22 protein-coding genes are annotated in these 22,926 nt (G+C 44.3%); 12 read left to right on the top strand and 10 right to left on the bottom strand.

The genetic code is table 11. The features are described from left to right. Positions 1-67 precede the first annotated feature (67 nt). A complete protein-coding gene (yidD, locus tag AC0VYG_RS15200; protein ID WP_475428802.1) occupies positions 68-331 on the bottom strand; it encodes a membrane protein insertion efficiency factor YidD in 264 nt (87 codons plus the stop codon). Positions 332-473: 142 nt separating this feature from the next. Here yidD and AC0VYG_RS15195 point away from each other — a divergent pair, with 142 nt between their 5' ends. Continuing rightward, on the top strand, positions 474-1,346 hold the full coding sequence (locus tag AC0VYG_RS15195) for a prephenate dehydratase (protein ID WP_475428801.1): 873 nt from the start codon (positions 474-476) through the stop codon (positions 1,344-1,346). Positions 1,347-1,446: 100 nt separating this feature from the next. Continuing rightward, positions 1,447-2,244, top strand: a complete 798-nt coding sequence (locus AC0VYG_RS15190; protein ID WP_475428800.1) for a glycosyltransferase family 32 protein — start codon at positions 1,447-1,449, stop codon at positions 2,242-2,244. A gap of 66 nt (positions 2,245-2,310) precedes the next feature. On the opposite strand, the gene AC0VYG_RS15185 is transcribed toward AC0VYG_RS15190, so the two are convergent. Continuing rightward, positions 2,311-3,072 (bottom strand): alpha/beta fold hydrolase, encoded by a 762-nt coding sequence (locus AC0VYG_RS15185; RefSeq protein ID WP_475428799.1) that lies wholly within the window; start codon positions 3,070-3,072, stop codon positions 2,311-2,313. 89 nt (positions 3,073-3,161) lie between these two features. Here AC0VYG_RS15185 and AC0VYG_RS15180 point away from each other — a divergent pair, with 89 nt between their 5' ends. After that, complete coding sequence (locus AC0VYG_RS15180) at positions 3,162-3,767, top strand: CDP-alcohol phosphatidyltransferase family protein (RefSeq protein WP_475428798.1); 606 nt, start codon at positions 3,162-3,164, stop codon at positions 3,765-3,767. A gap of 59 nt (positions 3,768-3,826) precedes the next feature. Here the strand turns inward: AC0VYG_RS15180 and yfaE are convergent, their stop codons facing one another. From yfaE to AC0VYG_RS15160, 4 genes are all read right to left on the bottom strand, one after another. Beyond that, entirely contained in the window at positions 3,827-4,126 is a 300-nt protein-coding gene (gene yfaE / locus AC0VYG_RS15175) for a class I ribonucleotide reductase maintenance protein YfaE (RefSeq protein ID WP_083200895.1), read from the bottom strand. Further along, a complete protein-coding gene (nrdB, locus tag AC0VYG_RS15170) occupies positions 4,107-5,240 on the bottom strand; it encodes a class Ia ribonucleoside-diphosphate reductase subunit beta (RefSeq protein ID WP_475428797.1) in 1,134 nt (377 codons plus the stop codon). Before nrdB ends, yfaE begins: the two co-directional genes overlap by 20 nt. Positions 5,241-5,442: 202 nt before the next feature. After that, the gene (nrdA, locus tag AC0VYG_RS15165) at positions 5,443-7,707 is read right to left on the bottom strand and encodes a class 1a ribonucleoside-diphosphate reductase subunit alpha (protein ID WP_475428796.1); all 2,265 of its coding nucleotides are present in this window, start codon (positions 7,705-7,707) and stop codon (positions 5,443-5,445) included. A 308-nt stretch (positions 7,708-8,015) separates the two neighbouring features. Continuing rightward, entirely contained in the window at positions 8,016-8,735 is a 720-nt protein-coding gene (locus AC0VYG_RS15160) for a heparan-alpha-glucosaminide N-acetyltransferase (protein WP_475428795.1), read from the bottom strand. Positions 8,736-8,763: 28 nt separating this feature from the next. Between AC0VYG_RS15160 and AC0VYG_RS15155 the strand changes: the two genes are divergently transcribed. Further along, on the top strand, positions 8,764-9,342 hold the full coding sequence (locus AC0VYG_RS15155; protein ID WP_475428794.1) for an alpha-ketoglutarate-dependent dioxygenase AlkB family protein: 579 nt from the start codon (positions 8,764-8,766) through the stop codon (positions 9,340-9,342). A 43-nt stretch (positions 9,343-9,385) separates the two neighbouring features. Here AC0VYG_RS15155 and pdxH read toward each other — a convergent pair whose 3' ends face one another. From pdxH to AC0VYG_RS15135, 4 genes are read right to left on the bottom strand one after another with little or no spacing between them, the layout of a single operon-like run. After that, entirely contained in the window at positions 9,386-10,027 is a 642-nt protein-coding gene (gene pdxH / locus AC0VYG_RS15150; RefSeq protein WP_475428793.1) for a pyridoxamine 5'-phosphate oxidase, read from the bottom strand. Between the two features lie 2 nt (positions 10,028-10,029). Next, complete coding sequence (coq7, locus tag AC0VYG_RS15145; protein ID WP_475428792.1) at positions 10,030-10,662, bottom strand: 2-polyprenyl-3-methyl-6-methoxy-1,4-benzoquinone monooxygenase; 633 nt, start codon at positions 10,660-10,662, stop codon at positions 10,030-10,032. A gap of 13 nt (positions 10,663-10,675) precedes the next feature. Continuing rightward, positions 10,676-11,017 carry a histidine triad nucleotide-binding protein gene (locus AC0VYG_RS15140; protein WP_475428791.1) on the bottom strand — a complete coding sequence of 114 codons (342 nt, stop codon included), beginning with the start codon at positions 11,015-11,017 and terminating at the stop codon, positions 10,676-10,678. Between the two features lie 53 nt (positions 11,018-11,070). Further along, complete coding sequence (locus tag AC0VYG_RS15135) at positions 11,071-13,362, bottom strand: 7TMR-DISM family protein (RefSeq protein ID WP_475428790.1); 2,292 nt, start codon at positions 13,360-13,362, stop codon at positions 11,071-11,073. 59 nt (positions 13,363-13,421) lie between these two features. Between AC0VYG_RS15135 and AC0VYG_RS15130 the strand changes: the two genes are divergently transcribed. From AC0VYG_RS15130 to nuoH, 8 genes are all read left to right on the top strand, one after another. Beyond that, positions 13,422-13,673 carry a hypothetical protein gene (locus tag AC0VYG_RS15130; RefSeq protein WP_475428789.1) on the top strand — a complete coding sequence of 84 codons (252 nt, stop codon included), beginning with the start codon at positions 13,422-13,424 and terminating at the stop codon, positions 13,671-13,673. A gap of 661 nt (positions 13,674-14,334) precedes the next feature. Beyond that, positions 14,335-14,775, top strand: a complete 441-nt coding sequence (locus AC0VYG_RS15125; RefSeq protein ID WP_475428788.1) for an NADH-quinone oxidoreductase subunit A — start codon at positions 14,335-14,337, stop codon at positions 14,773-14,775. A 15-nt stretch (positions 14,776-14,790) separates the two neighbouring features. Further along, positions 14,791-15,465 (top strand): NuoB/complex I 20 kDa subunit family protein, encoded by a 675-nt coding sequence (locus AC0VYG_RS15120; RefSeq protein ID WP_067015701.1) that lies wholly within the window; start codon positions 14,791-14,793, stop codon positions 15,463-15,465. Positions 15,466-15,508: 43 nt separating this feature from the next. Beyond that, a complete protein-coding gene (nuoC, locus tag AC0VYG_RS15115) occupies positions 15,509-17,308 on the top strand; it encodes an NADH-quinone oxidoreductase subunit C/D (protein ID WP_475428787.1) in 1,800 nt (599 codons plus the stop codon). A gap of 2 nt (positions 17,309-17,310) precedes the next feature. Continuing rightward, positions 17,311-17,826: an NADH-quinone oxidoreductase subunit NuoE gene (gene nuoE, locus AC0VYG_RS15110; protein ID WP_475428786.1), complete on the top strand. Its 516-nt coding sequence runs from the start codon at positions 17,311-17,313 to the stop codon at positions 17,824-17,826. After that, positions 17,823-19,154, top strand: a complete 1,332-nt coding sequence (gene nuoF, locus AC0VYG_RS15105; RefSeq protein ID WP_475428785.1) for an NADH-quinone oxidoreductase subunit NuoF — start codon at positions 17,823-17,825, stop codon at positions 19,152-19,154. Before nuoE ends, nuoF begins: the two co-directional genes overlap by 4 nt. Positions 19,155-19,223: 69 nt before the next feature. Continuing rightward, entirely contained in the window at positions 19,224-21,947 is a 2,724-nt protein-coding gene (gene nuoG, locus AC0VYG_RS15100) for an NADH-quinone oxidoreductase subunit NuoG (RefSeq protein ID WP_475428784.1), read from the top strand. After that, entirely contained in the window at positions 21,944-22,921 is a 978-nt protein-coding gene (gene nuoH / locus AC0VYG_RS15095) for an NADH-quinone oxidoreductase subunit NuoH (RefSeq protein ID WP_067015688.1), read from the top strand. Before nuoG ends, nuoH begins: the two co-directional genes overlap by 4 nt. The last annotated feature ends 5 nt before the right edge of the window (positions 22,922-22,926 follow it).

The following is a 22,926-nucleotide window of genomic DNA, read 5'->3' as shown; positions in this document are numbered from 1 at the left end:
GTATCTAGAGTGTAAAAAAATGCGTTTTTAGAGACGGACTCCATCCTTTAGTGTGATGGTATGGGGTTTATGATTTTGAGGTTTTGTCTGATGGGCGTTTTTTTTCATGGCAAGAACAAGGTGGGACAGGGTCTATGCCGCCTTCGTGCCAAGGGTGACATTTTGCTAGACGTTTGAGACCAAGGTAAACGCCTTTGATGACACCAAAGCGCTCAATGGCTTCGATCATATAATGGGAACAGCTAGGGTAGAAGCGGCAGTTGTTTCCCAATAACGGGCTAATGGCGTATTGGTAGCTCTTCACCAGTATTAAAAAAAAACGCTTAATCATAGAGGGTACTCTTTGCTATCGTTATGCTCATATCCAATGTTTTGCTATTTATTCATCTTGATTGGGTGCTGTCATTGTTTTTGTTCACATGTCCCCCATTCAAGCTTTCTCATAATACTATTACTTTTAAAAAGACGATTTTATGACGGGTCAAATTCAGTTAGAAGCATCACAAATTGTTGCCTATCAAGGGGAACCTGGGGCTTATTCTCATCTCGCCTGTAAACATACCTTTCCAGATCTTAAAACCATTCACTGCGCTACCTTTGGTGAGGCACTGCAAAAGGTTGAACATGGTGAGGCCTATTATGCGATGATTCCGCTAGAAAACTCCACCGCTGGTCGCGTTGAGGAAATTTATCGTGAACTCAAGCGAACTCAGTTACATGTCGTCAAAGAACATTTTGAGGCCGTCAATCATTGCCTTATCGCTCGACATGGTGTTGCCATTGAGCAGATTACCCGCATTGGTAGTCATCCTCAAGCATTGGCTCAGTGCGATGATAATATTAAGGCATTGGGCGCCAAAAACGTTGCGATGTATGATACCGCAGGCGCAGCGAAGTTCATTGCAGAAAATGATGAACCAGGCTTCGCTGTTATTTCTTCTGAATTGGCAGCTGAGTTGTATGGTTTAAATATTCTCAAAACGCATTTTAACGATCGAGAAGGTAATACGACGCGGTTCTTAGTGTTTTCAAAGCAACAAAAAATGCCCGAATACGAGCCAGGAAAGGTCTATATTACGACTTTTATGTTTCGAGTGCGAAATCTTCCCTCAGCTTTATACAAAGCCATGGGCGGTTTTGCTACCAATGGCATCAATATGTTGAAACTGGAAAGCTATATGGTGAATGGACACTTTACGGCAACGCAGTTTTATATAGACGTTGAAGCACATTTTCAAGACCCTGCCATGCAAAGAGCCCTTGAGGAGCTACGATTTTTTTCCGAAGATCTCCGTATTCTGGGGACGTATTATGCGGATGCGTTCCGTTCTCAACAGTCTAAATAATACTAAATTGTCTGTGAAAGCGATAAGTGTAATAAATGTGTAAATGAGCTCTGTTACCTTGGTGCTATATTCTATTTGGTTGGCACTAGGGGTATTTCAGATGAACAGTTTCTTTAAAGCTATTTTTAATCGATGTATTCGTTTAGCTGGCAATCTGATAAAAGGCGTATCGTACCTGTTCCATTTTCTTTTTCCACATTGGCGTTTCACTATTCCTGCTAACTCGCCAGCAAAAATAGCGAGCCATTGTGATACGCCGATTCCAAAGATTATTTGGCAGACGAACTACTCTAATCGCTGTGCTTTGCCTATTTATGTGAACTATTTGTTCAATCGTTTGATGTCACTTGATTATGAATATCGTTACGTTAGCACACAAGAACGTGAAGTGTTTATGCGCGATCATGCGCCGCAAGAGGTGTACAAAGCCTATTTAAGGTTAAATGATGGCGCTGCTCAAGCGGACTTGTGGCGAGTCACTTGTCTTTATCTTCGTGGTGGCGTGTACATGGATATTGATGCGGCTCTAGTGTGGCCTCTAAGAAAAACCCTTAAGCATGATGATGAGGCGCTGTATATCAAATTCAAAAAAGATTACAGCGAATTTACCAATTATTTCTTGGCAACGGCACCGAAAAACCCCGATTATCACGCCATCTTAAGCAAAATAGTTTACAACATTAACCATCACTCAGAGCTGGTGAGTAAACGGGTGTACGACACTACGGGGCCATCTGCGTTTAATGAGGTACTTCAAGGTAAAAGTGTTAATGCGAAGAAGCGAGGACATGTTTGTATTCAGGGTGCTTTCACGAATGAATACTTCCAATATCTGGATAAGCCAAAAGGAAAATGGACATATCTAAGGGATGATGAAGTGGTTAAGAAAATTAGCTGATAAAGGCTATTTACTATAAAGACGCCCTGTTTTACCAGGGCGTTTTTATTGCTACCCATAGATGGATTATTTATTGAGAAAGCGTTTGACTAGGCTGCTAAAGGGAATAGGTTTTTCTGCATGGAGCCAATGTCCGGTGTCTGGAATCATTTTGAATTCCGCATTGGGGAAAAGACCTATAATGTCTTGTTGGTAATCCGCAACAATATAGTCTGATTTTTCTCCTTTGATAAACAGTGTTGGGGTTTGAATAGGGCTGTCTATTTCTGGTTTTTTTAAAATCGTAGTATAACTTTGTGCGATATTGTCGAGTGAAATAGCGAGTTTGAAGCCATTATCAGTGCGTTCTAGGTTTTTAAGCAGAAATTGACGGACGGGTAGAGATGGTTCGTATTCACTAAGTAGGCTATCCGCTTGTTTACGGGATGTGATGTCCGCTTCATCAATGGCTTTTAGTCCTTTGATGATTTGTGTGTGGCTTGGTGGATAGTCAACTGGAGCAATGTCTGCGACCACCAATTTGATGATGCGGTCTGGTGCAAGGGCAGCCATTTGCATGGCAACTTTCCCGCCCATGGAGTGACCAAGTAAGTAGAACTTGTCTAAGCCTGTTTCTTGAGTCCATTGCAATATCGCTTGGGCCATATTGGGATAGGATGCATGACTCAGGGCGCTGGATTGGCCATGATTCGGCAAATCGATACAATAGACACGAAATGTTTCGGACCAGTTTTTCGCGATGGAATGCCAGTTGTCTGCGTTGCCAAAAAGCCCATGAAGAACGACGAGCGCTGGGCCGGATTCACCGTATTGTTTTGCGTGTATCATAGTCACCTTGTGTTTTAATATGGCACGAGTTAATACACTCTATTGTATCAAGTCTTTTCGCCTCCCAATAGAATTAAGGTCGCTTGAGTATGTTAGATACCTTTTTTGTCAAAGTTTTAAAGCATCCATTGCATCTGATAGCCCTAGTAGTCGATAAATGCGGTGTCAAAGCGAACTGGATTACCGTGATCGGTTTTGTGGTTGGTATGCTGGCATTGCCTGCTTTGTATTTTGGCAATACCTCTCTGGCATTAGTGTTTGTACTGATCAATCGAGCGATGGATGGGCTAGATGGGGCGGTGGCAAGGGTAAAAGGTCCATCAGATCTAGGTGGGTATTTAGATATTACCCTAGATTTTATTTTTTATTCGGCGGTGGTGTTTGGTTTTGCTCTGATGAATCCTGACGCCAATGCTTTGGCGGCAAGCTTTTTGATTTTTTCTTTTATGGGAACCAGCAGTAGCTTTTTGGCGTTTGCCATTATGGCCGAAAAGCGTCAAATCGAGCGCTTGGATTATGGGAAAAAGTCTTTGTACTTTTTAGGTGGGCTAACAGAGGGGGCGGAGACGATTACGTTTTTGGTGTTGATTTGTCTCTATCCTTTGCACTTTTCCATATTCGCCTATGTCTTTGGGGGGATGTGCTGGGTAACGACGGCAACCCGTTTATATGTAGGTTACCGAACGTTGAAATGAGCGCCTCTAAAAGAGCGGCGTGTCTTACGTGATAGAGAAGTGCTTAGAGACTTAGGCGGCTAGTCGCTAAAAAACGCGATTTCAATATCGCTTTTAACGATCGCGCAGCAAGCGAGCATATAGCCACTTTGCACCCAAGCGAGGGGCTCAAAAGGGTATTCAACCTGCCCCCACAACAGTTTGATGGAGCAGGAAGAACAGTAACCTTCACGACACTGGTATTCGACGTGGATACCCTCTCTTTCCAGTTGCACAAGCAAGGGTTCATCTTCGGTCACCAGAATTTGTTTTTTCCCCAGTAGAACGCGATGAACCTTATCTCGTATTTTGTCCGGTTTATTAGAGGTCAAAGTCGTCAAAGTCAGACTCGCTTAGATCGTTGTCGATTTGTCCAACAAGATAAGAGCTGATTTCTGCTTCTTGGGGGGCAACTTGGACATTGTCACTGACTAGCCACGCGTTAATCCAAGGGATTGGGTTGTGCTTGGTTTCGAAGGCGGTATCCAGTCCGACGGCTTGCATGCGAACGTTGGTGATGTATTCCACATATTGGCCAAGAATTTGTGCATTGAGACCGATCATGGAGCCATCTTTGAATAAGTAAGATGCCCAGTCCTTTTCTTGTTCTGCAGCTTCAACAAAGATATCGCGCATTTCATTTTTGCATTCTTGCGCAATGATGGCCATTTCTGGATCGTCTTTACCGGATGCCATCAGATTAAGCATGTGCTGGGTACCGGTTAAATGCAGTGCTTCATCTCGGGCGATCAGCTTGATGATTTTAGCATTGCCTTCCATCAAGGTGCGCTCAGCAAAGGCAAAACTACAGGCAAAGCTGACGTAGAAACGAATTGCTTCGAGCACATTTACAGAGGCCACTGTCAGGTAGAGGGCCTTTTTGAGAGTACGCATGGATATTTCAATTTCACCATGGCCTGGCACGTGGTGCGTTCCTAGACCTAGGGTATTGTATAGGCTTACCATTTCGATCAAGCGGTCATAGTAAATAGAAACACTGTCCGCTCGTTTGGTGATTTCTTTGTTAACGGTGATGTCATCAAAAATTTTCGTTGGGTCGTTCACAATGTTACGAATAATGTGCGTATAAGAGCGGCTATGAATCGTTTCACTGAATGACCACGTTTCGATCCAAGTTTCTAATTCTGGCAAAGAAACAATAGGCAACAAAGCAACATTGGGAGAACGGCCTTGCACACTGTCGAGCAGTGTTTGGTATTTTAAATTGCTCAAAAAGATGTGCTGTTCGTGCTCTTCCAGTTTTTGAAAGTCTTTGCGGTCAGAGGATAGGTCGACTTCTTCAGGGCGCCAAAAGAAAGACAATTGCTTTTCGATTAATTTCTCGAAAATAGGGTGCTTTTGTTGGTCATAGCGTGCAACGTTGACGTTTTCACCAAAGAACATCGGTTCTTTGAGGCTATCGAACTGTTTGCGGTTGAAAGTCGAATAACTCATTACTTGGCGGTTTCCTTAAATAGGTAGCGTTAAAAAAACGGATGCCAGCAACTGTCTGTGGCGCTTGTTTTTTTAATATCGTTTTAAGTTTGTATATCTGGCGCTATTCTACTGCTAACACGGCCTTGCGAAAAGCAAGTTGGCAGATCATGGAACGAAATAAGACCTCATGTCTATGAGGTCTTATTGGGCATTTTATGGCTTAGATTTTACATGCACCACTGGCACAATCGTCCATATCATCTTGCTGGTCGTCTGCCCCATCGCGTGTGTTATGGTAGTAAAGAGTCTTCACACCCAGTTTGTAGGCCGTGAGCAGGTCTTTTAAGATGACTTTCATGGGTACTTTTTGCGATTCGAACTTCTGTGGGTCGTAGTTAGTGTTCGCCGAGATGGATTGGTCAACAAACTTCTGCATGATACCCACAAGCTGTAAGTAACCATCGTTCGATGGAATGCTCCACAGCAATTCATATTGTTCTTTAAGGCGTTCGAACTCAGGAACAACCTGTTTTAGGATGCCATCTTTACTGGCTTTGACAGAGACGAAGCCCCGTGGAGGCTCAATGCCATTTGTCGCGTTACTAATTTGAGAAGAGGTTTCAGATGGCATCAAAGCACTCAGGGTCGAGTTGCGAAGGCCATGTTCTACAATGTCTTTACGCAACGTTTCCCAATCATAAACCAACTCATTTGATACGATGTTGTCGATTTCTTTTTTGTAGGTATCGATTGGTAAAATGCCTTTTGCATAAGTTGTTTCGTCAAATGCTAAGCATGGGCCAAACTCTTTAGACAATTTGTTAGACGCTTTCAGCAAGTAATATTGTATCGCCTCAAAAGTTTTATGAGTCAAATCGTTCGCGCTACCATCTGAATATTTGACGCCGTTTTTCGCTAAATAGTAGGCATAGTTGATCACACCTATGCCCAGTGTGCGGCGCATTTCGGTGGCCCGTTGCGCAGCAGGGATGGGGTAGTTTTGGTAATCTAACAAAGCATCCAGTGCGCGAACAACCAATTCAGACAGCTCTTCCAGTTCATCTAGGTTCTCAAGCGCACCTAAATTGAAAGCCGACAAAGTACATAGGGCAATTTCTCCTTCTGTATCGTCAACGCGGTTTAGCGGCTTGGTTGGTAGAGCGACCTCAAGACACAGGTTACTTTGTTTAACAGGCGCAACAGCTGGGTCAAATGGGCTGTGAGTATTACAATGATCTACGTTTTGTAGATAAATACGACCTGTGCTGGCGCGTTCAGAAGCAAACAGGGTAAACAAATCCGATGCTTTAACGGTCTGTTTGCGGATGGAAGGATCTTGTTCATACAAAGTGTATAGACGGTCAAACTCTTCTTGGTCTGCAAAGAAGGCGTCGTACAAACCAGGTACGTCTGATGGGCTGAATAGAGTGATGTTGCCACCCTTGATTAAACGTTGGTACATCAAACGGTTAAACTGAACACCATAGTCCAGATGACGAACGCGGTTTTCTTCCACACCACGGTTATTTTTAAGCACCAGTAGGCTTTCTACTTCTAAATGCCAGATCGGGTAATATACTGTTGCGGCACCACCACGGACACCGCCTTGAGAACAGCTCTTAACGGCGGTTTGGAAGTGTTTGTAGAACGGAATACAGCCTGTATGGAATGCTTCACCTCCACGAATAGGGCTACCTAGAGCGCGAATGGCCCCTGCATTGATGCCAATACCTGCCCGTTGACTGACGTATTTTACAATCGCACTGGACGTTGCATTGATAGAATCCAGAGAGTCACCACACTCGACCAATACGCAGCTGCTGAACTGGCGTGTTGGAGTACGAATGCCAGACATGATTGGTGTGGGGAGAGAGATTTTGAATTTAGACACGGCGTCATAGAAACGACGAATCAGATCCAAACGTTTGGCTTTATCATAATTTGCAAACAGACTCGCCGCGATCAAAATGTAGATGAACTGCGGGCTTTCATAGATCGCGCCTGTCACACGGTTTTGAACTAAATACTTACCTTCTAATTGCTTAACGGCCGCATAGGAAAAGTTCATGTCGCGGGAATGATCAATAATATCGTTTAGCTCATCAAACTCGTCTTTTGTATAATTTTCAAGCAAGCTTTCATCATAGCGATTTTGCTCAACTAAGTTTCTGACATGGTCATAAAGATGAGGTGGCTCAAAGTTGCCATAGGCTTTTTTGCGTAAATGAAAGATAGCCAGACGCGCCGCTAAATACTGATAGTCTGGTGTATTCTCAGAAATTAAGTCTGCTGCGGACTTAATCAAGGTCTCGTGAATATCGGTAGTGCGGATGCCATTAAAAAACTGTATTTGTGCTTTTAGCTCAACTTGCGACACAGAAACATTATCCAGGTCTTCCGCCGCCCATGTGATGACTTTGTGAATTTTCTCAAGATTGATGTTTTCTGTCTTACCGTTACGCTTAGTAACTGTGAGGGTGCTCATGGCTTAACTTCCCATTCGTGCAATGTGTAAAAAAAGAGGTGGCAACTGTATCTAGTATGTGTTTGGTATCTTACATACTAGATGTAGTGTGTCTTAATGCTTATGACGAGAACAATAGTGCGCATTGACTTGAAAATCAAGGCTTGAAAATTGCGCTAAAATAGGAGTGAAACCTATCTGTAAGTAGCTACTTACTCTGTTGCCCTTGGTTAGTGGAAACTCGGTGATAGGCAAGATGTAGTGCGCTTTTTTTTAGGTTTTTTTATAAGTTAAAAAGCGATTTTTTCTTGCCCAAACATTGATCTGAATTAGTGACTAAGCACCATTTTGGCGCTCGCGACTAAGGAGAACAAAATTAATTGATGTAGTAAGTAAATAGGTAGAGCATGGCGCCCCATCCAAGCGAGTAAACGGGTAATAACATGCTCAGGGATGGAGTATTGATGAATCTTAAAGTATCCGAGTGTTATACCGATCAAAGCAACGCCAATCCAAGGGAACGGAAAGGCAATATCCAATGTGCTAGTGGGAAGGTGCAACGTATGAACGATATAAGGTAATACATTGGGGAAAGACAGCCAGTTAGTGGTATTGTAAATCAGTACAATGATCACGCCGATAATAAACGATACCATTGGCCATTTCGCCATGGGGCGGACGAGAAATGTCAGCAGGAAGATAAAGTGCAAAATGCCAAAATAAATCCAGTCATTGGGGAAGGCCAGATAAGTCCCCAGAGAAATTATGATAATGGCGAGCAAAAGTTTAAGGTCACGCTTCCATAGGATGATCGAATGATGCTTTTGCATCGTAAGGTAAGCAGACCAACCAACGGCAGAAATAAAAATGGTGACAATAATGTCGCGAAAATGATTCCAGAAAGGGTTAGCGAGGGAAAACTCAATAAAGCCGAAATTACCCAGGTCCCAGCTAAAGTGAAAGATCATCATGAGTAATACCCCAAGACCACGATAGGTGTCTAACAAGGAGCTACGTAGGGCTTTCGGAGAAACAGGATTTTCGGGCATTATCGACCATTATGTAAAGGTGAATGAAGTGGAGCCATCATACCGATACTCTTTGGCCTGCTCAAGCAGTGAGCTAACTCCGTTAGTGCAGGTACGTCTTTTTGAGCAGCTGAAATCAGCGTTAGTTTGGGAGCAGGAATCATTATTAATGTTTGGGCGTGATGTGTTCGTGCCAAGGCGAGTGGCTTTTATTGCCGATCAAGGGTTGTGTTATCGCTACACGGGTAAAGATCATTATGGAAAGGGTTGGCCAAATTGGTTAGCAGAGGTCAGAAAGCAGGCTGAATGTCTCGCGGGTCAGTCTTTCAACTCTGTGTTGTTGAATTGGTATGAAAATGGAGAGGATTATATGGGGTGGCACGCCGATGATGAGAAAATATTAGGTCCAGCCCCTGTTATTGCTATGTTGAGTTTGGGGGCAACCCGAGACTTTCTCTTTCGGTTAAAAGGTGATCATAGTGTCAAACATCGTATTACATTGGAAGGTGGCAGTTGGTTGGTGATGTCGGCATCAACACAAGTACTTTGGCAACACTGTTTACCAAAAAGAAAACGGGTTCAAGAAGAGCGTATTAGTTTAACCTTTCGCACTCTGTTGAACCCATAGGATGGTCTTTCATTTGAAGTGTCTAGTTTTAATGCTCCGATTATTATGGCGCTTTACGTTCGCGTAACCAGCTTTCTGTTTGCTTGGTAAAACACAAGCGGTCATGCAAGCGGCTCGGGCGACCTTGCCAGAATTCGATGTAGCTTGGGGTTAACACATACCCTCCCCAGTTGTCAGGACAAGGGACTTTTTGGTTGGCAAAATTGTCTTCTGCTTCTTTATAAGCGCCTTTCAGTGTTTCTCTATTATTGATCGTGGCACTTTGTTTCGAAATATAGGCCGCTAATTGACTGCCTTTAGGACGACTCGAAAAGTAGTGCTCAGAGTCTTCGCGGCTGACTTTTTTGATCTCTCCCTCGACCCGAACTTGCCGAGACAGTGCTGGCCAGAAAAAAGTCAGACAGGCTTTGTTGTTTTTCGCTAACTGTTGTCCTTTGTCACTGTCGTAATTAGTGAAAAAGCAAAACCCTGCATCGTCCCGCTGCTTAAGTAAAACGACACGAGCGTGGGGCTGGCCAGAGTCATCAACCGTGCTGATCGTCATAGCGGTTGGGTCTTCTTGGTTAGAGGCAATGGCTTGTTCTAACCAACCATCAAAAAACGCTAACGGATCATTACCGACGCTGTCTTCTAATAGATCTTCAAACTGATAGTCACGCCGAATAGAGTGTAGATCGCGATTCATAATTAAATCCTATAGGTTGACATGGTCATAATTTTCGACACCTGTGTCATGAGCGCCATGATGGGCTTGGGAAACACATAACCGCCTGACTGGAGTGCCATTTGTTTGTGTTTGGCTTCATCAATATGCATTTGTGTGAGGACAGCTTGGCTTTTTTTATCTTGATGAGGCAGTTCCAACATGTGTTTATCAAGGTGAACACAGACTTGATCTTCTGTTGCCGCTACAAAGCCAAGACTCAGTTTGTCACTAATAAGTCCAGCGCTTGCACCAATAGCAAAAGAGGCTCCGTAGAAAAATGGATTCAGAAGGCTAGGACGGCTGTTTAGGTCATACAAACGCTTTTCACACCAGACGAGGTGGTCGATTTCCTCTTCTGCTGCGTGCTCCATCTCTTCTCGAACTGTCTCTAGCTTTGCTGTGGTCGCTTGGCCTGCATACAGCGCCTGTGCACAGACTTCACCCGTATGGTTGATGCGCATTAAGCCTGCCGCGTGTTTACGTTCCTGTTCACTCAATGTCGCTTCAGAGTATTGATTCGCCGGTGAAGGGCGATGTTCTTTTGCGACGTGAGGAATCAGTGTTTGTAATGCTCGATCAAATTGCATTACCGCTCTATCCAAAAAAGAATACATCTTATTTCCTTGTTTAACCTGGGGGCCAGGTCATTTGACGTCCACCAAGTACATGCATATGAATATGGTAAACTGTTTGACCCCCCATTTGATTGCAATTCATGACAACCCGATAACCCTCGTCACTGATACCAAGTTGTTTGGCGACTTTGGCGGCGACAATGGGCAGTTTACCAACAATGCTTGCATCGTCATCGGTTAAGTCATTGAGCGTGCTAATATGTCTTTTGGGTATCACTAAAAAGTGGCTGGGTGCTTGAGGCATGATGTCTTCAAAGGCAATGACGTCATCATCCTGATACAAAATGGTAGCGGGGATATCGCCATTAACTAACTTACAGAATAAACAGTCCATACAGTCCTCTTATCTCTATTATTGATATTACGTTCATTCTATCAAGGCACTTCTTAAGAACGTTTGACTCTTGACAAAGAAGCGTCTCTTAAGCGCTCGCCCTTACGAATTAGGCGCGATAATTGCGTTTCAAGGTGGCTGTCCAAGTTGCTTGCGGGCAACAGGTCATCGAAACCGATTGTCTTAGCATATTCGCGCGACATTTTAACATTATCTGAAATCAGTAAACATTGATCTTCCAGTTTCATCAAGGGGCGTATTTTTTTGTGAATGATGTGAGGGATTTGTCCTTCATTATCAAACGCTAAGATGATGCTAATGGTTTTGCGCTGATCTGGCTTATCGAGATAGTCCAGCAAGTCGTCAAGGTCATCAAAATGCTCAATAGTACTAAGGTTGGAATGAAGAATCCCTAGTGCTTGGCTCAGGTCATTACTGTGTTCACCAAAAACAATAATGGAGTAGGTGTCATTATCCAGTGTATGTAGGTTGGTATGACGTATCTGCCAGGTAATGGGAAGTTCAATGATGAGACGATGAAAGCCATTCTCCTCGGATATCACACAGGAACCATTTAAAGAGTCGACGAGAATGTGAATATAGTTCATACCCATATCAAACAGATGATTATTCAGGGTGAGGTGGGTCGGTAATGGGAAACTGTTTATTTCCAGTATAGTGTTTCCTTCATGGCTCAGATCACGACGGCTGATGTTGACCGTCAGCGTTTGATCCGTGAAGTGTTTACACTCTTGTAAAATGGTTTCAATAAGATGCTCTATCACCTCTGTATTATGTAAGATTTCTAAGTGATCAGTGTTGTCACTGGTAATCTCAATAACGGCATTATCTTGATCCAGTTGCTGAAAATTGTTGTAAGCATTATCGATTAATTTAGACAAAAACAGAGGCGAGGAGTCCTGTTGGAGAAAAGTGTTTTTGTCCCTCGTGTAGTACATATTATCTAACCGCACGAGCAGGTTTTTTAAGTTATTGCTCGCCGCTAGACTGTTGAAAATGAAGTTTTTAGCGAGGTTTCGATGGGGTGTTTTTTGAACATTTCTCAATCCGTTATCAATGATGTTGACTTGGCGACGAAGACGACTAGAGATATCCGCGATCAGTTCAAATAGGGCATTTTGCGAATGGTTCACGACATTAGCGTGACGTTTAAGTAACGGACTGAGCTGCGCAATCATACCGATAAAGTAGACCATGGCTTCCAAGACAGTGGTGATCGTCATCCCCCATTCATAAATGACAGCACTGGATATAATGCCATAAGCGGACAGGAACCAAGTGGAATAGCCAAGCAAAAGCATGATTCGAGCAATTAGATAGTAACCAGAAAAAGGGACCTTTGTGGCAAAGGCGCAGATGGCTAATACGGTTAAAGCACAGATAGTAATAAGTGATAACAGGGATAGATAGAGAATGCCTAGCGAATTTGGGTAGGCGCTATAGATAATGGCAAACAGAAGATTCATACAGGCCAAGGCAATTAAGTATTTATCTACCTTGGGAAAATGCGTTCGTGTATCTAGGTAAAACTTGGAAAACAATACAATGGCAGCTATACCAGCAAGGGCGGTGAAATTGTAGATACGCTCTTGAATGCCAATGTCATTTGGAAAAAACTGGTAAAGCTGCCCGTGAAGAGACAAGTGAAACAGTGCAATACAGAGCAACAATACACTGTATGTCAAGTACATGGGGTGAGTGCTTTTGATATAGAAAAACACATTACTAATAAACAGGATAACCAAAAAACCTAGCAATAGTCCGGTAAGAGAGAAGTCTTTCTGTGAGTCGAGGGTGGCCTTAGATAAAGTTTTTAAATTCAATTGAACATTGATTGGCAAATGGGACGACATTTTGAGGTAGACGGTGAAAACGGGTGGAGCATTCGTCGGTAGCGGATAAAAGTAATCGGGATGTTCAATGAGTCGGTTGTTGTAGGGACGTGCTTCACCAAGCAAGGCCTGAACTTGGTCGCCAAACATGGTCGGTAAGTAAAGATCCAAATATTCAAGGCGAGGCGCATTGATATCCAAAAGTGATGGTACGTTTTGAGTTGTGCGAATGGCGATGTTAATGCGCACCCAGACATTTCCTTTGACCAGTCCTAGCTGCAAAAAGTCCGAGTTGATTGGCAAAAAACGTTTGGAATAGCCTTCTGATGCGATATCTTGGATGGATAAGCGGCCACTTTCGTCGATTAAGTATTGAGCTGACTTGGCAATATTTAAGTCTTGATGGCTATCATCAAGTAACGCGATATCGTTAGCTGCCCATAGAGTGCTGCTAGTCAGTAATAAAAATAGTAGAATCAGTTTCGAAAACAAAACGCTAGCTCAGTTGTCTTAAGTATAAGACCATCATTATTAACTAGATAGGGGATGAAATGCTATATCCAATTTTAGAGCAGTACTATGTTGTATTCGCTTTACTACTCTTGGTCATTACTTGGTTTACGCGACAGAAAACCCCTGAAGCAAGAAGAAACTATTTATATGGTTATGCTTTGATTAGCGTCGTTGGTTTTTTGCTCGGTTTTAAGTGGATATCTGGTGTGATTTTTGGGCTTATTATTCTTGAAGTAGGGCGTTGCTTTAAAGGATGGTTAGATAAAAAAGAGCAACAGTTGAAAAAATAGCCTCCATTCAGACATAGTGCCACTTATACAATGTTGTCATGCTAAACGATATTCAAAAAAGGAATAGGCTTTCTTAAGGGCAGACCTTTTTTACTATTTTCGTTTGTTTTTTCTGTTGTTAGCACTGTCATCTGTGTGAGAAAAATCAATCGTCTTGCTTGATCGCCTTGGCTCAGTCATTGGAATATTTTTATTCATCTATATCTATTTTTCGCAAACTCAATTCCGACTTTAATAGTAGGTTTTTATGTAATTTACAAAATATTTACAAAATATTGTTTAATATTGATAAATAAAAAGGACAGAATATCCTCTATCTAGGAAAAATTGTGGTGCTTTGTTGTCTGACTGTCATGGCGCTATACGAGATCTAGATAATGCGAGTAGGATAACTACTGTCTGCTGTGGATGTTCTTATGACACCTGATTTCCAGCAAAGTGACGCACAGAGTTTTTGAATCATGGATTGAATCTTTGCAATTTCTTAAATGATAATGATTATCATCAATATTGCAAGCTTTTTGTTGCGCCGCAAATAATGAATTAGGCAAGGCAATATTTCATGCCTCTGCCTGAATCGAACCTCCAAGAAAGAGTATGGCGTTGACTTATCCAAACGAGTCAATGTTTTTGTCTAACAATTTATTAAGTGTTGTTTTCTATGTCTACACCTGTTGATGTAATCGCCCATCATTGGGCATTTGCTGTGTTTATAGTGGTCTCTATAGGCTTGGGTGCTGCCATGTTGGTAGGAGGGACTTTCTTAGGTGGTAGAGCGCAAGCTCGTGCTAAGAATACCCCTTTCGAATCAGGTATCGCATCGGTTGGTTCAGCTCGTCTTAGACTGTCTGCCAAGTTTTATTTGGTGGCGATGTTTTTTGTCATTTTCGATGTTGAAGCTTTGTATTTGTACGCTTGGGCCGTCTCTATACGCGAGAGTGGCTGGGTGGGGTTTGTCGAAGCCACCACTTTTGTCGTCGTATTGCTTGCTGGTTTGATTTATTTGATTCGAACAAAAGCACTGGACTGGGCTCCTACCCGATCGAAAGAACTTATTAAGCAATCTGAAATCATCAAAATCGTTGACGGTTCACACAAATAATCACGAGGTCAAAACATGGATTATACGCTTACACGCATTGATTTGGATGGCGAAGATGATCGCTACCCATTAGAAACCAAAGAAACTGTCGGGGATCCGCTGGAGCAACATGTTCACCGTAGTGTTTACTTAGGCAAACTTGAGCATGCGATGCATGATATGGTCAACTGGGGCCGTAAGCACTCTCTTTGGCCATATAACTTCGGCCTATCCTGTTGTTATGTTGAAATGACCACTTCCTTCACAGCTGCTCACGACGTGGCACGATTTGGTTCTGAGGTATTGCGAGCGTCACCAAGGCAGGCCGACTTTATGGTGGTCGCAGGGACGTGCTTTACCAAAATGGCCCCCGTTATTCAGCGTCTATATGATCAGATGTTAGAGCCTAAATGGGTGATCTCCATGGGGGCTTGTGCCAATTCAGGTGGTATGTATGATATTTATTCCGTTGTACAAGGCGTAGATAAATTCTTACCCGTGGATGTTTATATTCCCGGTTGTCCTCCTCGTCCAGAAGCCTATATTCAAGCCTTGAATCTACTGCAAGACGCAGTGGGCAAAGAACGCCGCCCATTGTCTTGGGTTGTTGGCGATCAAGGCGTTTATAAGGCAAATATGACGCCAGAACGCGAACGCAAACACGATGACCGTATTGCCATCACCAACCTAAGAACGCCGGACGAAATTTAATCTGGCTGGATTTGTTTTAGGCTTATCAAGATAGTGAGCAAAAATGACAAAAGCAACAAGTAAACTCGTACCTGAGTCTTGGCAGACCAGTGACCATCGCAATGATCCCGTGGTTGGTGAGCTTATCGAAAAGTTTGGTGAATCCGTGTTTCGATTACAGCCATCTCGAACTGGAATGCCCATTGCGTGGGTTGCTCGTGAACGGATCAAAGACGTTTTATTGTTTTTAAAAAACGTCTCCAAACCCTACTCAATGCTATATGACCTTCATGGAGTGGATGAGCGCCTTCGTACTCATCGAAAAGAGATACCAGATGGAGTCGATTACACGGTTTTCTACCATCTTATTTCGATGGAGCGTAACCATGACATTATGCTCAAAGTAGGGTTAGGCGAAAATGATCTAGAGCTAGCCAGTATTGTTAGTCTGTTTCCTAATGCCAATTGGTATGAACGTGAAACATGGGAAATGTTTGGTATTGTCTTTTCTGGACACCCTAATTTACGTCGCATTATGATGCCTGACACATGGGAAGGTCATCCATTGCGTAAAGATTATCCAGCTCGTGCCACAGAGTTTGATCCGTTTGAGCTAACACGGCAAAAAGAAGCGATCGAAATGGAAGCGCTGACATTTAAACCCGAAGATTGGGGTATGGCACGCAGTAAAGAAAATGAAGACTTTATGTTCCTTAACTTGGGGCCGAACCACCCTTCTGCGCACGGTGCGTTTCGTATCGTTTTGCAACTCGATGGTGAAGACATCGTCGATTGTGTGCCAGATATCGGTTACCACCATCGTGGTGCTGAAAAGATGGGCGAACGTCAGTCTTGGCACAGTTATATCCCTTATACCGACCGGATTGAATATTTAGGCGGTTGTGTCAATGAAATGCCTTATGTTTTGGCCGTTGAGAAACTGGCGGGTATTAAAGTACCTGAGCGAGTGGAAGTCATTCGTGTCATGTTATCCGAATTATTCCGTATCAACAGTCACTTACTTTACATCTCAACCTTTATCCAAGACGTAGGCGCCATGACGCCAGTATTCTTTGCCTTCACGGATCGTCAGAAAATATACGATTTGGTTGAAGCCATTACTGGCTTTCGTATGCATCCAGCTTGGTTCCGTATCGGTGGTGTGGCCCATGATTTACCAAGAGGGTGGGAGCGATTATTAAAAGCCTTCTTGGATTGGATGCCAAAACGCTTGGAAGAATACGTGACAGCGGCGCTTAAAAACACCGTACTGAAAGCCCGTTCTCAAGGGGTGGCAACTTACAATGCCAAAGAAGCCTTGGAGTGGGGGGTGACTGGCGCTGGGTTGCGAGCCACTGGCGTAGAGTTTGACGTACGCAAATGGCGCCCCTACTCAGGTTATGAAAACTTTGATTTTGAGATTCCTGTCGGCGGCGGTGTGAGCGATTGTTACAACCGCGTTATGCTCAAAGTGGAAGAAATTCGCCAAAGTTTGAAAATTTTGACTCAGTGCTATCACAATATGCCGTCTGGTCCGTTTAAAGCGGATCATCCATTGACCACGCCACCACCCAAAGAGCGTGCCTTGCAACACATAGAAACCTTGATTACGCACTTTTTACAAGTGTCTTGGGGCCCTGTGATGCCAGCTAACGAATCTTTCCAAATGATTGAAGCGACAAAAGGGATCAATAGTTACTACCTCACCAGTGATGGTAGTACTACCAGTTATCGTACTCGTGTTCGTACGCCGAGCTTCCCTCACTTACAGCAAATTCCATCGGTGATTAGTGGCAGCTTGGTATCCGATCTTATTGTGTACTTGGGCAGTATTGATTTTGTTATGTCAGATGTGGACCGTTAATCATGAATCAACCGATTAAAATAGTCACTGTAAGTGATGACAGCGATGATTTTGTTTTGAGTGATGCCGATGCCCAGGCCATCGAGCATGAAAAACATCATTACGAAGACCCACGAGCTGCTTCCATCGAAGCTTTAAAGATCGTTCAGAAAAGTCATGGTTGGGTACCTGATGGCGCCATCAAAGCGATTTCTGACCTTCTCGGAATACCTGCCAGTGATGTTGAAGGCGTGGCGACCTTTTATAGTCAAATTTATCGCCAGCCAGTTGGGAAACACATCATTCGCTATTGCGATAGTGTGGTGTGCCATATCACTGGGTTTGAAGACATTGTCACTGAGTTAGAAAAGCAACTCAAGATCAAACCGGGTCAGACGACGCCGGATGGCCGCTTTACCTTGCTCCCAACCTGTTGTTTGGGGAATTGTGATAAAGGGCCAACTATGATGGTGAACGATGATACTCATGTGCGTTTGGTTCCTTCTAATCTGGCAAACATTTTGGAGCAGTATCAATGAGCCTATCGATCAATAAGACGGCAGAAAGTCATCCGCTAACGTGGTGTCTTCGCGAGGATGAACAACCCGTTTGGCTGGATGAATATCGTCTCAAAGAAGGGTATGTTGGCGTTGAAAAAGCGTTAGCTATGCACCCTGATGAAGTGGTTGGCTTGGTAAAAGACGCAGGCTTACGTGGTCGTGGTGGGGCGGGTTTCCCAACGGGACTAAAGTGGAGTCTGATGCCGAAAGACGAGTCAATGAATATCCGCTATATGATCTGTAACGCGGATGAAATGGAACCGGGTACCTACAAAGATCGTTTGTTGATGGAACAAATGCCACACCTTTTGGTGGAAGGCATGATCATCGCTGCACACGCTATCAAAGCTTACCGTGGCTACATTTTCTTGCGCGGAGAATACGTTGAAGCGGCAGAAAACCTTCGTAAGGCCATTGAAGAGGCTAAATCAGCTGGGTTACTTGGTAAGGACATCTTGGGCAGTGGCAAAGATTTTGAGCTGTTTGTTCATACTGGTGCAGGGCGTTATATCTGTGGCGAAGAAACCGCATTGATCAACTCCCTTGAAGGCCGCCGTGCTAACCCAAGGTCCAAACCGCCATTTCCTGCTGTATCGGGCGCTTGGGGGAAACCCACTTGCGTTAATAATGTGGAATCCATTTGTAACGTACCAAGCATTCTTAATCGTGGTGTGGATTGGTACAAGGGGTTGACTACCAACGGCAGTAGCGATTGTGGCACCAAATTAATGGGCTTCTCAGGACGTGTAAATAATCCAGGGTTATGGGAATTGCCAATGGGCACAACGGCGCGTGAGATATTGGAAAATTACGCGGGCGGTATGCAAGAAGGCTTAGATTTAAAAACTTGGCAACCAGGTGGGGCAGGCACAGATTTCTTGTTGCCAGAACATTTGGATTTGCCAATGGATTTTGATCATATCCAAAAAGCAGGCAGTCGTCTTGGAACAGCGCTTGCTATGGCTGTGGATCATAAAATCAATATGGTCTCTTTGGTGCGCAACATGGAAGAGTTTTTTGCTCGTGAATCCTGTGGCTGGTGTACACCTTGCCGTGATGGTTTGCCATGGAGTGTGAAAGTTCTAAGAGCAATCGAACATGGCGAGGGACAACCAGGCGATATTGAAACACTTGAGCAGTTATGTCGTTCATTAGCACCTGGTCATACCTTCTGTGCCCATGCACCTGGGGCAGTTGAGCCGTTACAAAGTGCAATAAAGTATTTCCGCGAAGAATTTGAAGCGGGTATTTCAGGTCAAGCTAATAATTTGCGTGAGATTCGCGGTATTCAACCGAATCAACAGTAATTTATTCAGTTTTATTTTGTGTGTTTACGCCTATCGAATGTCGATGGGCCTGTGGGAAGCATAAGACTTATGGCAACCATTCATGTAGATGGCAAAGAATATGAAGTTGATGGAGCAGATAACCTATTACAGGCTTGTTTGTCTCTAGGGCTTGATGTTCCCTATTTTTGCTGGCATCCGGCACTGGGTAGTGTCGGCGCATGCCGCCAGTGTGCAGTAAAACAATATAAAGATGCCGATGATACACGTGGTCGTTTGGTGATGTCGTGTATGGCACCTGCGAGTGATGGCGCTTATATTTCGATTGAAGATGAAGAAGCGAAGGCATTTCGAGAAAACGTTGTGGAATGGTTGATGTCGAATCACCCCCATGACTGTCCAGTGTGTGAAGAGGGTGGTAACTGCCATCTACAAGACATGACGGTGATGACAGGTCACAACTCTCGACGCTATCGCTTTGCTAAGCGAACTCATGAAAACCAAGAGCTTGGGCCTTTTGTTTCCCATGAAATGAACCGCTGTATTGCTTGTTATCGCTGTACTCGTTACTACAAAGATTACGCCGATGGTACAGACTTTGGAGTCTATGGGGCGAATAATAACGTGTACTTTGGTCGTCCAGAGTCGGGAACCTTAGAAAGTGAGTTCGCCGGCAACCTGGTTGAAGTTTGTCCGACGGGTGTGTTTACTGATAAGACGCATACCGAGCGTTATAACCGTAAATGGGACATGCAATTTGCCCCGAGTATCTGTCAGCAGTGTAGTGTGGGTTGTAACATTAGCCCCGGTGAACGTTATGGTGAAGTCCGCCGTATTGAGAACCGCTACAATGGGGATGTGAACCACTATTTCCTTTGTGACCGAGGTCGTTTTGGTTATGGCTACACCAATTTAGAAACACGTCCTAAACAGCCGTTTACTAACCAAGGTGAAGAGCAAGTCTCTCTTAATACTGAGCAAGCCGTACAAACCGCCAGTGAGATTATCAAGGGTTCTACACGCGTGATTGGTATTGGGTCGCCACGGGCCAGCTTAGAAAGTAATTTTGCCTTGCGTCAATTAGTAGGGGCGGACAACTTCTTTACGGGTATTGAGGCGGGTGAGCAGCAACGTCTAGAGAAAATGTTGCAGATCTTGAAAACCTCTGGTGTGTATACCCCAACGCTGCGTGAAATTGAAAAATACGATGCGGTGGTTATTCTGGGTGAAGACATTACGCAAACCGCTGCTCGCGTCGCGTTATCTGTAAGACAAGCGGTTAAAGGAAAAGCGCGGGAAATGGCGGCTGTACAAAGTGTGGCTGAGTGGCAAATCGCGGCGATTCAAAATATTGGCCAGCACGCCAAGTATCCGATTTTTACCACACACACAGATCGAACTCGACTGGATGATGTAACGGCTTGGCATTATAGTGCACCCGCCGCAGATCAAGCGCGTTTAGGTTTTGCCATTGCTCACGCTATTGATCCAAGTGCTCCTGCCGTAAAAGACCTTAATGATGAGTTACAGAAAAAAGCCGACTTTATTGCCTCTGCCTTAAAAGAATCTCGTAAGCCTTTGATTATCTCTGGTAGTCAAGCGGGCGAAATGGCGTTGATTGATGCCGCCGCAAATATCGCCAAAGCACTCAAATCACAGGGCGTTGATGAGGTTGGTATGACACTGGTTGCCCGTGAAGTGAACAGTATGGGCTTGACCATGTTGGGTGGGAAATCACTGGATGAGGCCTTGTCTGCTATATCAGAAGGGGCTGACACAGCCATCGTACTAGAAAATGATTTGTATCAACGGGTGTCGGCGCAACGGGTAGATCAAGCCTTGGATCAATTGAAACACCTAATCGTCGTCGATCATCAATATTCTGATACATCGAAAAAAGCAGAGTTGGTGTTGTCTGCGGGAAGCTTTGCTGAAGCTGACGGAACGGTTGTCAATTTAGAAGGGCGTGCTCAACGTTTCTTCCAAGTATATGACCCAAGCTATTACAAGCCGGATACGATTGTTCTTGCCGCATGGCGTTGGTTACATTTGGTGAGTTCTGCGAACAACGGCCAGTCTTCTGATGCTGCTAGCCTTGACCAGTTGATTGCTGATATCGCAAGCGACATGCCGCAATTAGCCGGTATTGTTGAGGCGGCGCCAAATGCTGATTTTAGAATTCATGGTCAGAAAATGGCTCGCTCTCCTCACCGCTACAGTGGTCGTACCGCCATGCGTGCCAATATTAGCGTTCATGAGCCACGTCAACCGCAAGACCAAGACTCGCCATTTGCCTTCTCAATGGAAGGCAACAATAATCCGCAAGCAGATCGTAATGAAGTGGCGTTTGCTTGGGCGCCAGGTTGGAACTCACCACAAGCTTGGAACAAATTCCAAGATGAAGTGGGTGGACATTTGCGCAATGGTGATCCTGGTGTACGTTTGATTGAAACCTCTAATCAAGGGGAATACTTCTCTGAGATTCCAGCGTCTTTTGTGGCGACAGAAGGTCAGTGGCAAGTTGCTGCAAATTACCGCTTGTTTGGTAGTGATGAATTATCACAACGCAGTGCGGTAATACAAGAGCGAGCGGGACAGCAAACGGTGACGATACATCCCGCTGATGCCAAACTATTGGGCGTGAATGAACATGCCACAGTGAGCTTCGCTTGGGGTGGTCAACAATGGCAATTACCTTTGTCATTCAGTGAACACATCCGCTCTGGCACAATTGGTTTGCCGCTGGGTTCGAATGGGTTACCAGCCAGCCTTGCTGGTCAAATGATCGATAATTTGCAGGAGGGACACGCATGAGCATTTTTACTCCCGAAGTTATCGCTGCCTTGATTGCCATTGGTAAAGCGTTTGCCATTTTGATGGTTGTGGTGGCGTGTGGTGCCTTTATGAGTTTTGGTGAACGTCGTTTGCTCGGCTTGTTTCAGAATCGCTATGGCCCGAACCGAGTGGGTTGGGGCGGTTCTTTGCAGCTTGTTGCCGATATGATCAAGATGTTTTTTAAAGAGGACTGGATTCCACCTTTTTCAGACCGCTTTATTTTCACCTTGGCTCCTTTGATCGCCTTTACCTCTTTGTTATTGGCGTTTGCCATCGTGCCAGTCAGCCCTGGTTGGATTGTTTCCGATTTAAATATCGGACTGTTATTTTTTCTGATGATGGCAGGGCTAGGGGTTTACGCTGTGCTTTTTGCTGGTTGGGCCAGTAATAACAAATACTCTCTTTTAGGGGCGGTACGTGCGTCAGCGCAAACATTGAGCTACGAGGTCTTTTTGGGGTTATCTCTAATGGGCGTTGTGGCGAAAGCCGGTTCGTTCCAGCTAACGGATATCGTCAATAACCAAGCGCATATGTGGAATATTATTCCGCAGTTCTTTGGCTTTGTGACCTTTGTGATTGCAGGCATCGCGGTTTGTCACCGTCATCCTTTCGATCAGCCAGAAGCGGAGCAAGAATTGGCTGATGGTTATCACATTGAATACGCTGGTATGAAGTTTGGTTTGTTCTTTGTCGGTGAATACATCGGTATTGTGACGGTTTCTGCATTGATTGTGACCTTGTTCTTTGGTGGTTGGCAGGGGCCATGGTTGCCGCCAATTATCTGGTTTGCTTTGAAAACAGGCTTTTTCATGGTGATGTTTATCTTGGTTCGGGCCGCGTTGCCGCGTCCTCGTTACGACCAAGTCATGTCGTTTGGTTGGAAAATATGTCTGCCGATTACGCTGATCAATTTACTGGTAACCGCAGCCATCGTGCTGATTCAAAACAATTAATTTAG

This window comes from Marinomonas sp. 63XJN7_7_ISO-PGPR-S23-202, from assembly GCF_056173505.1.
Note: the sequence above shows the minus strand (reverse complement) of the source record. Positions and strands in the feature narration are given on the sequence as shown.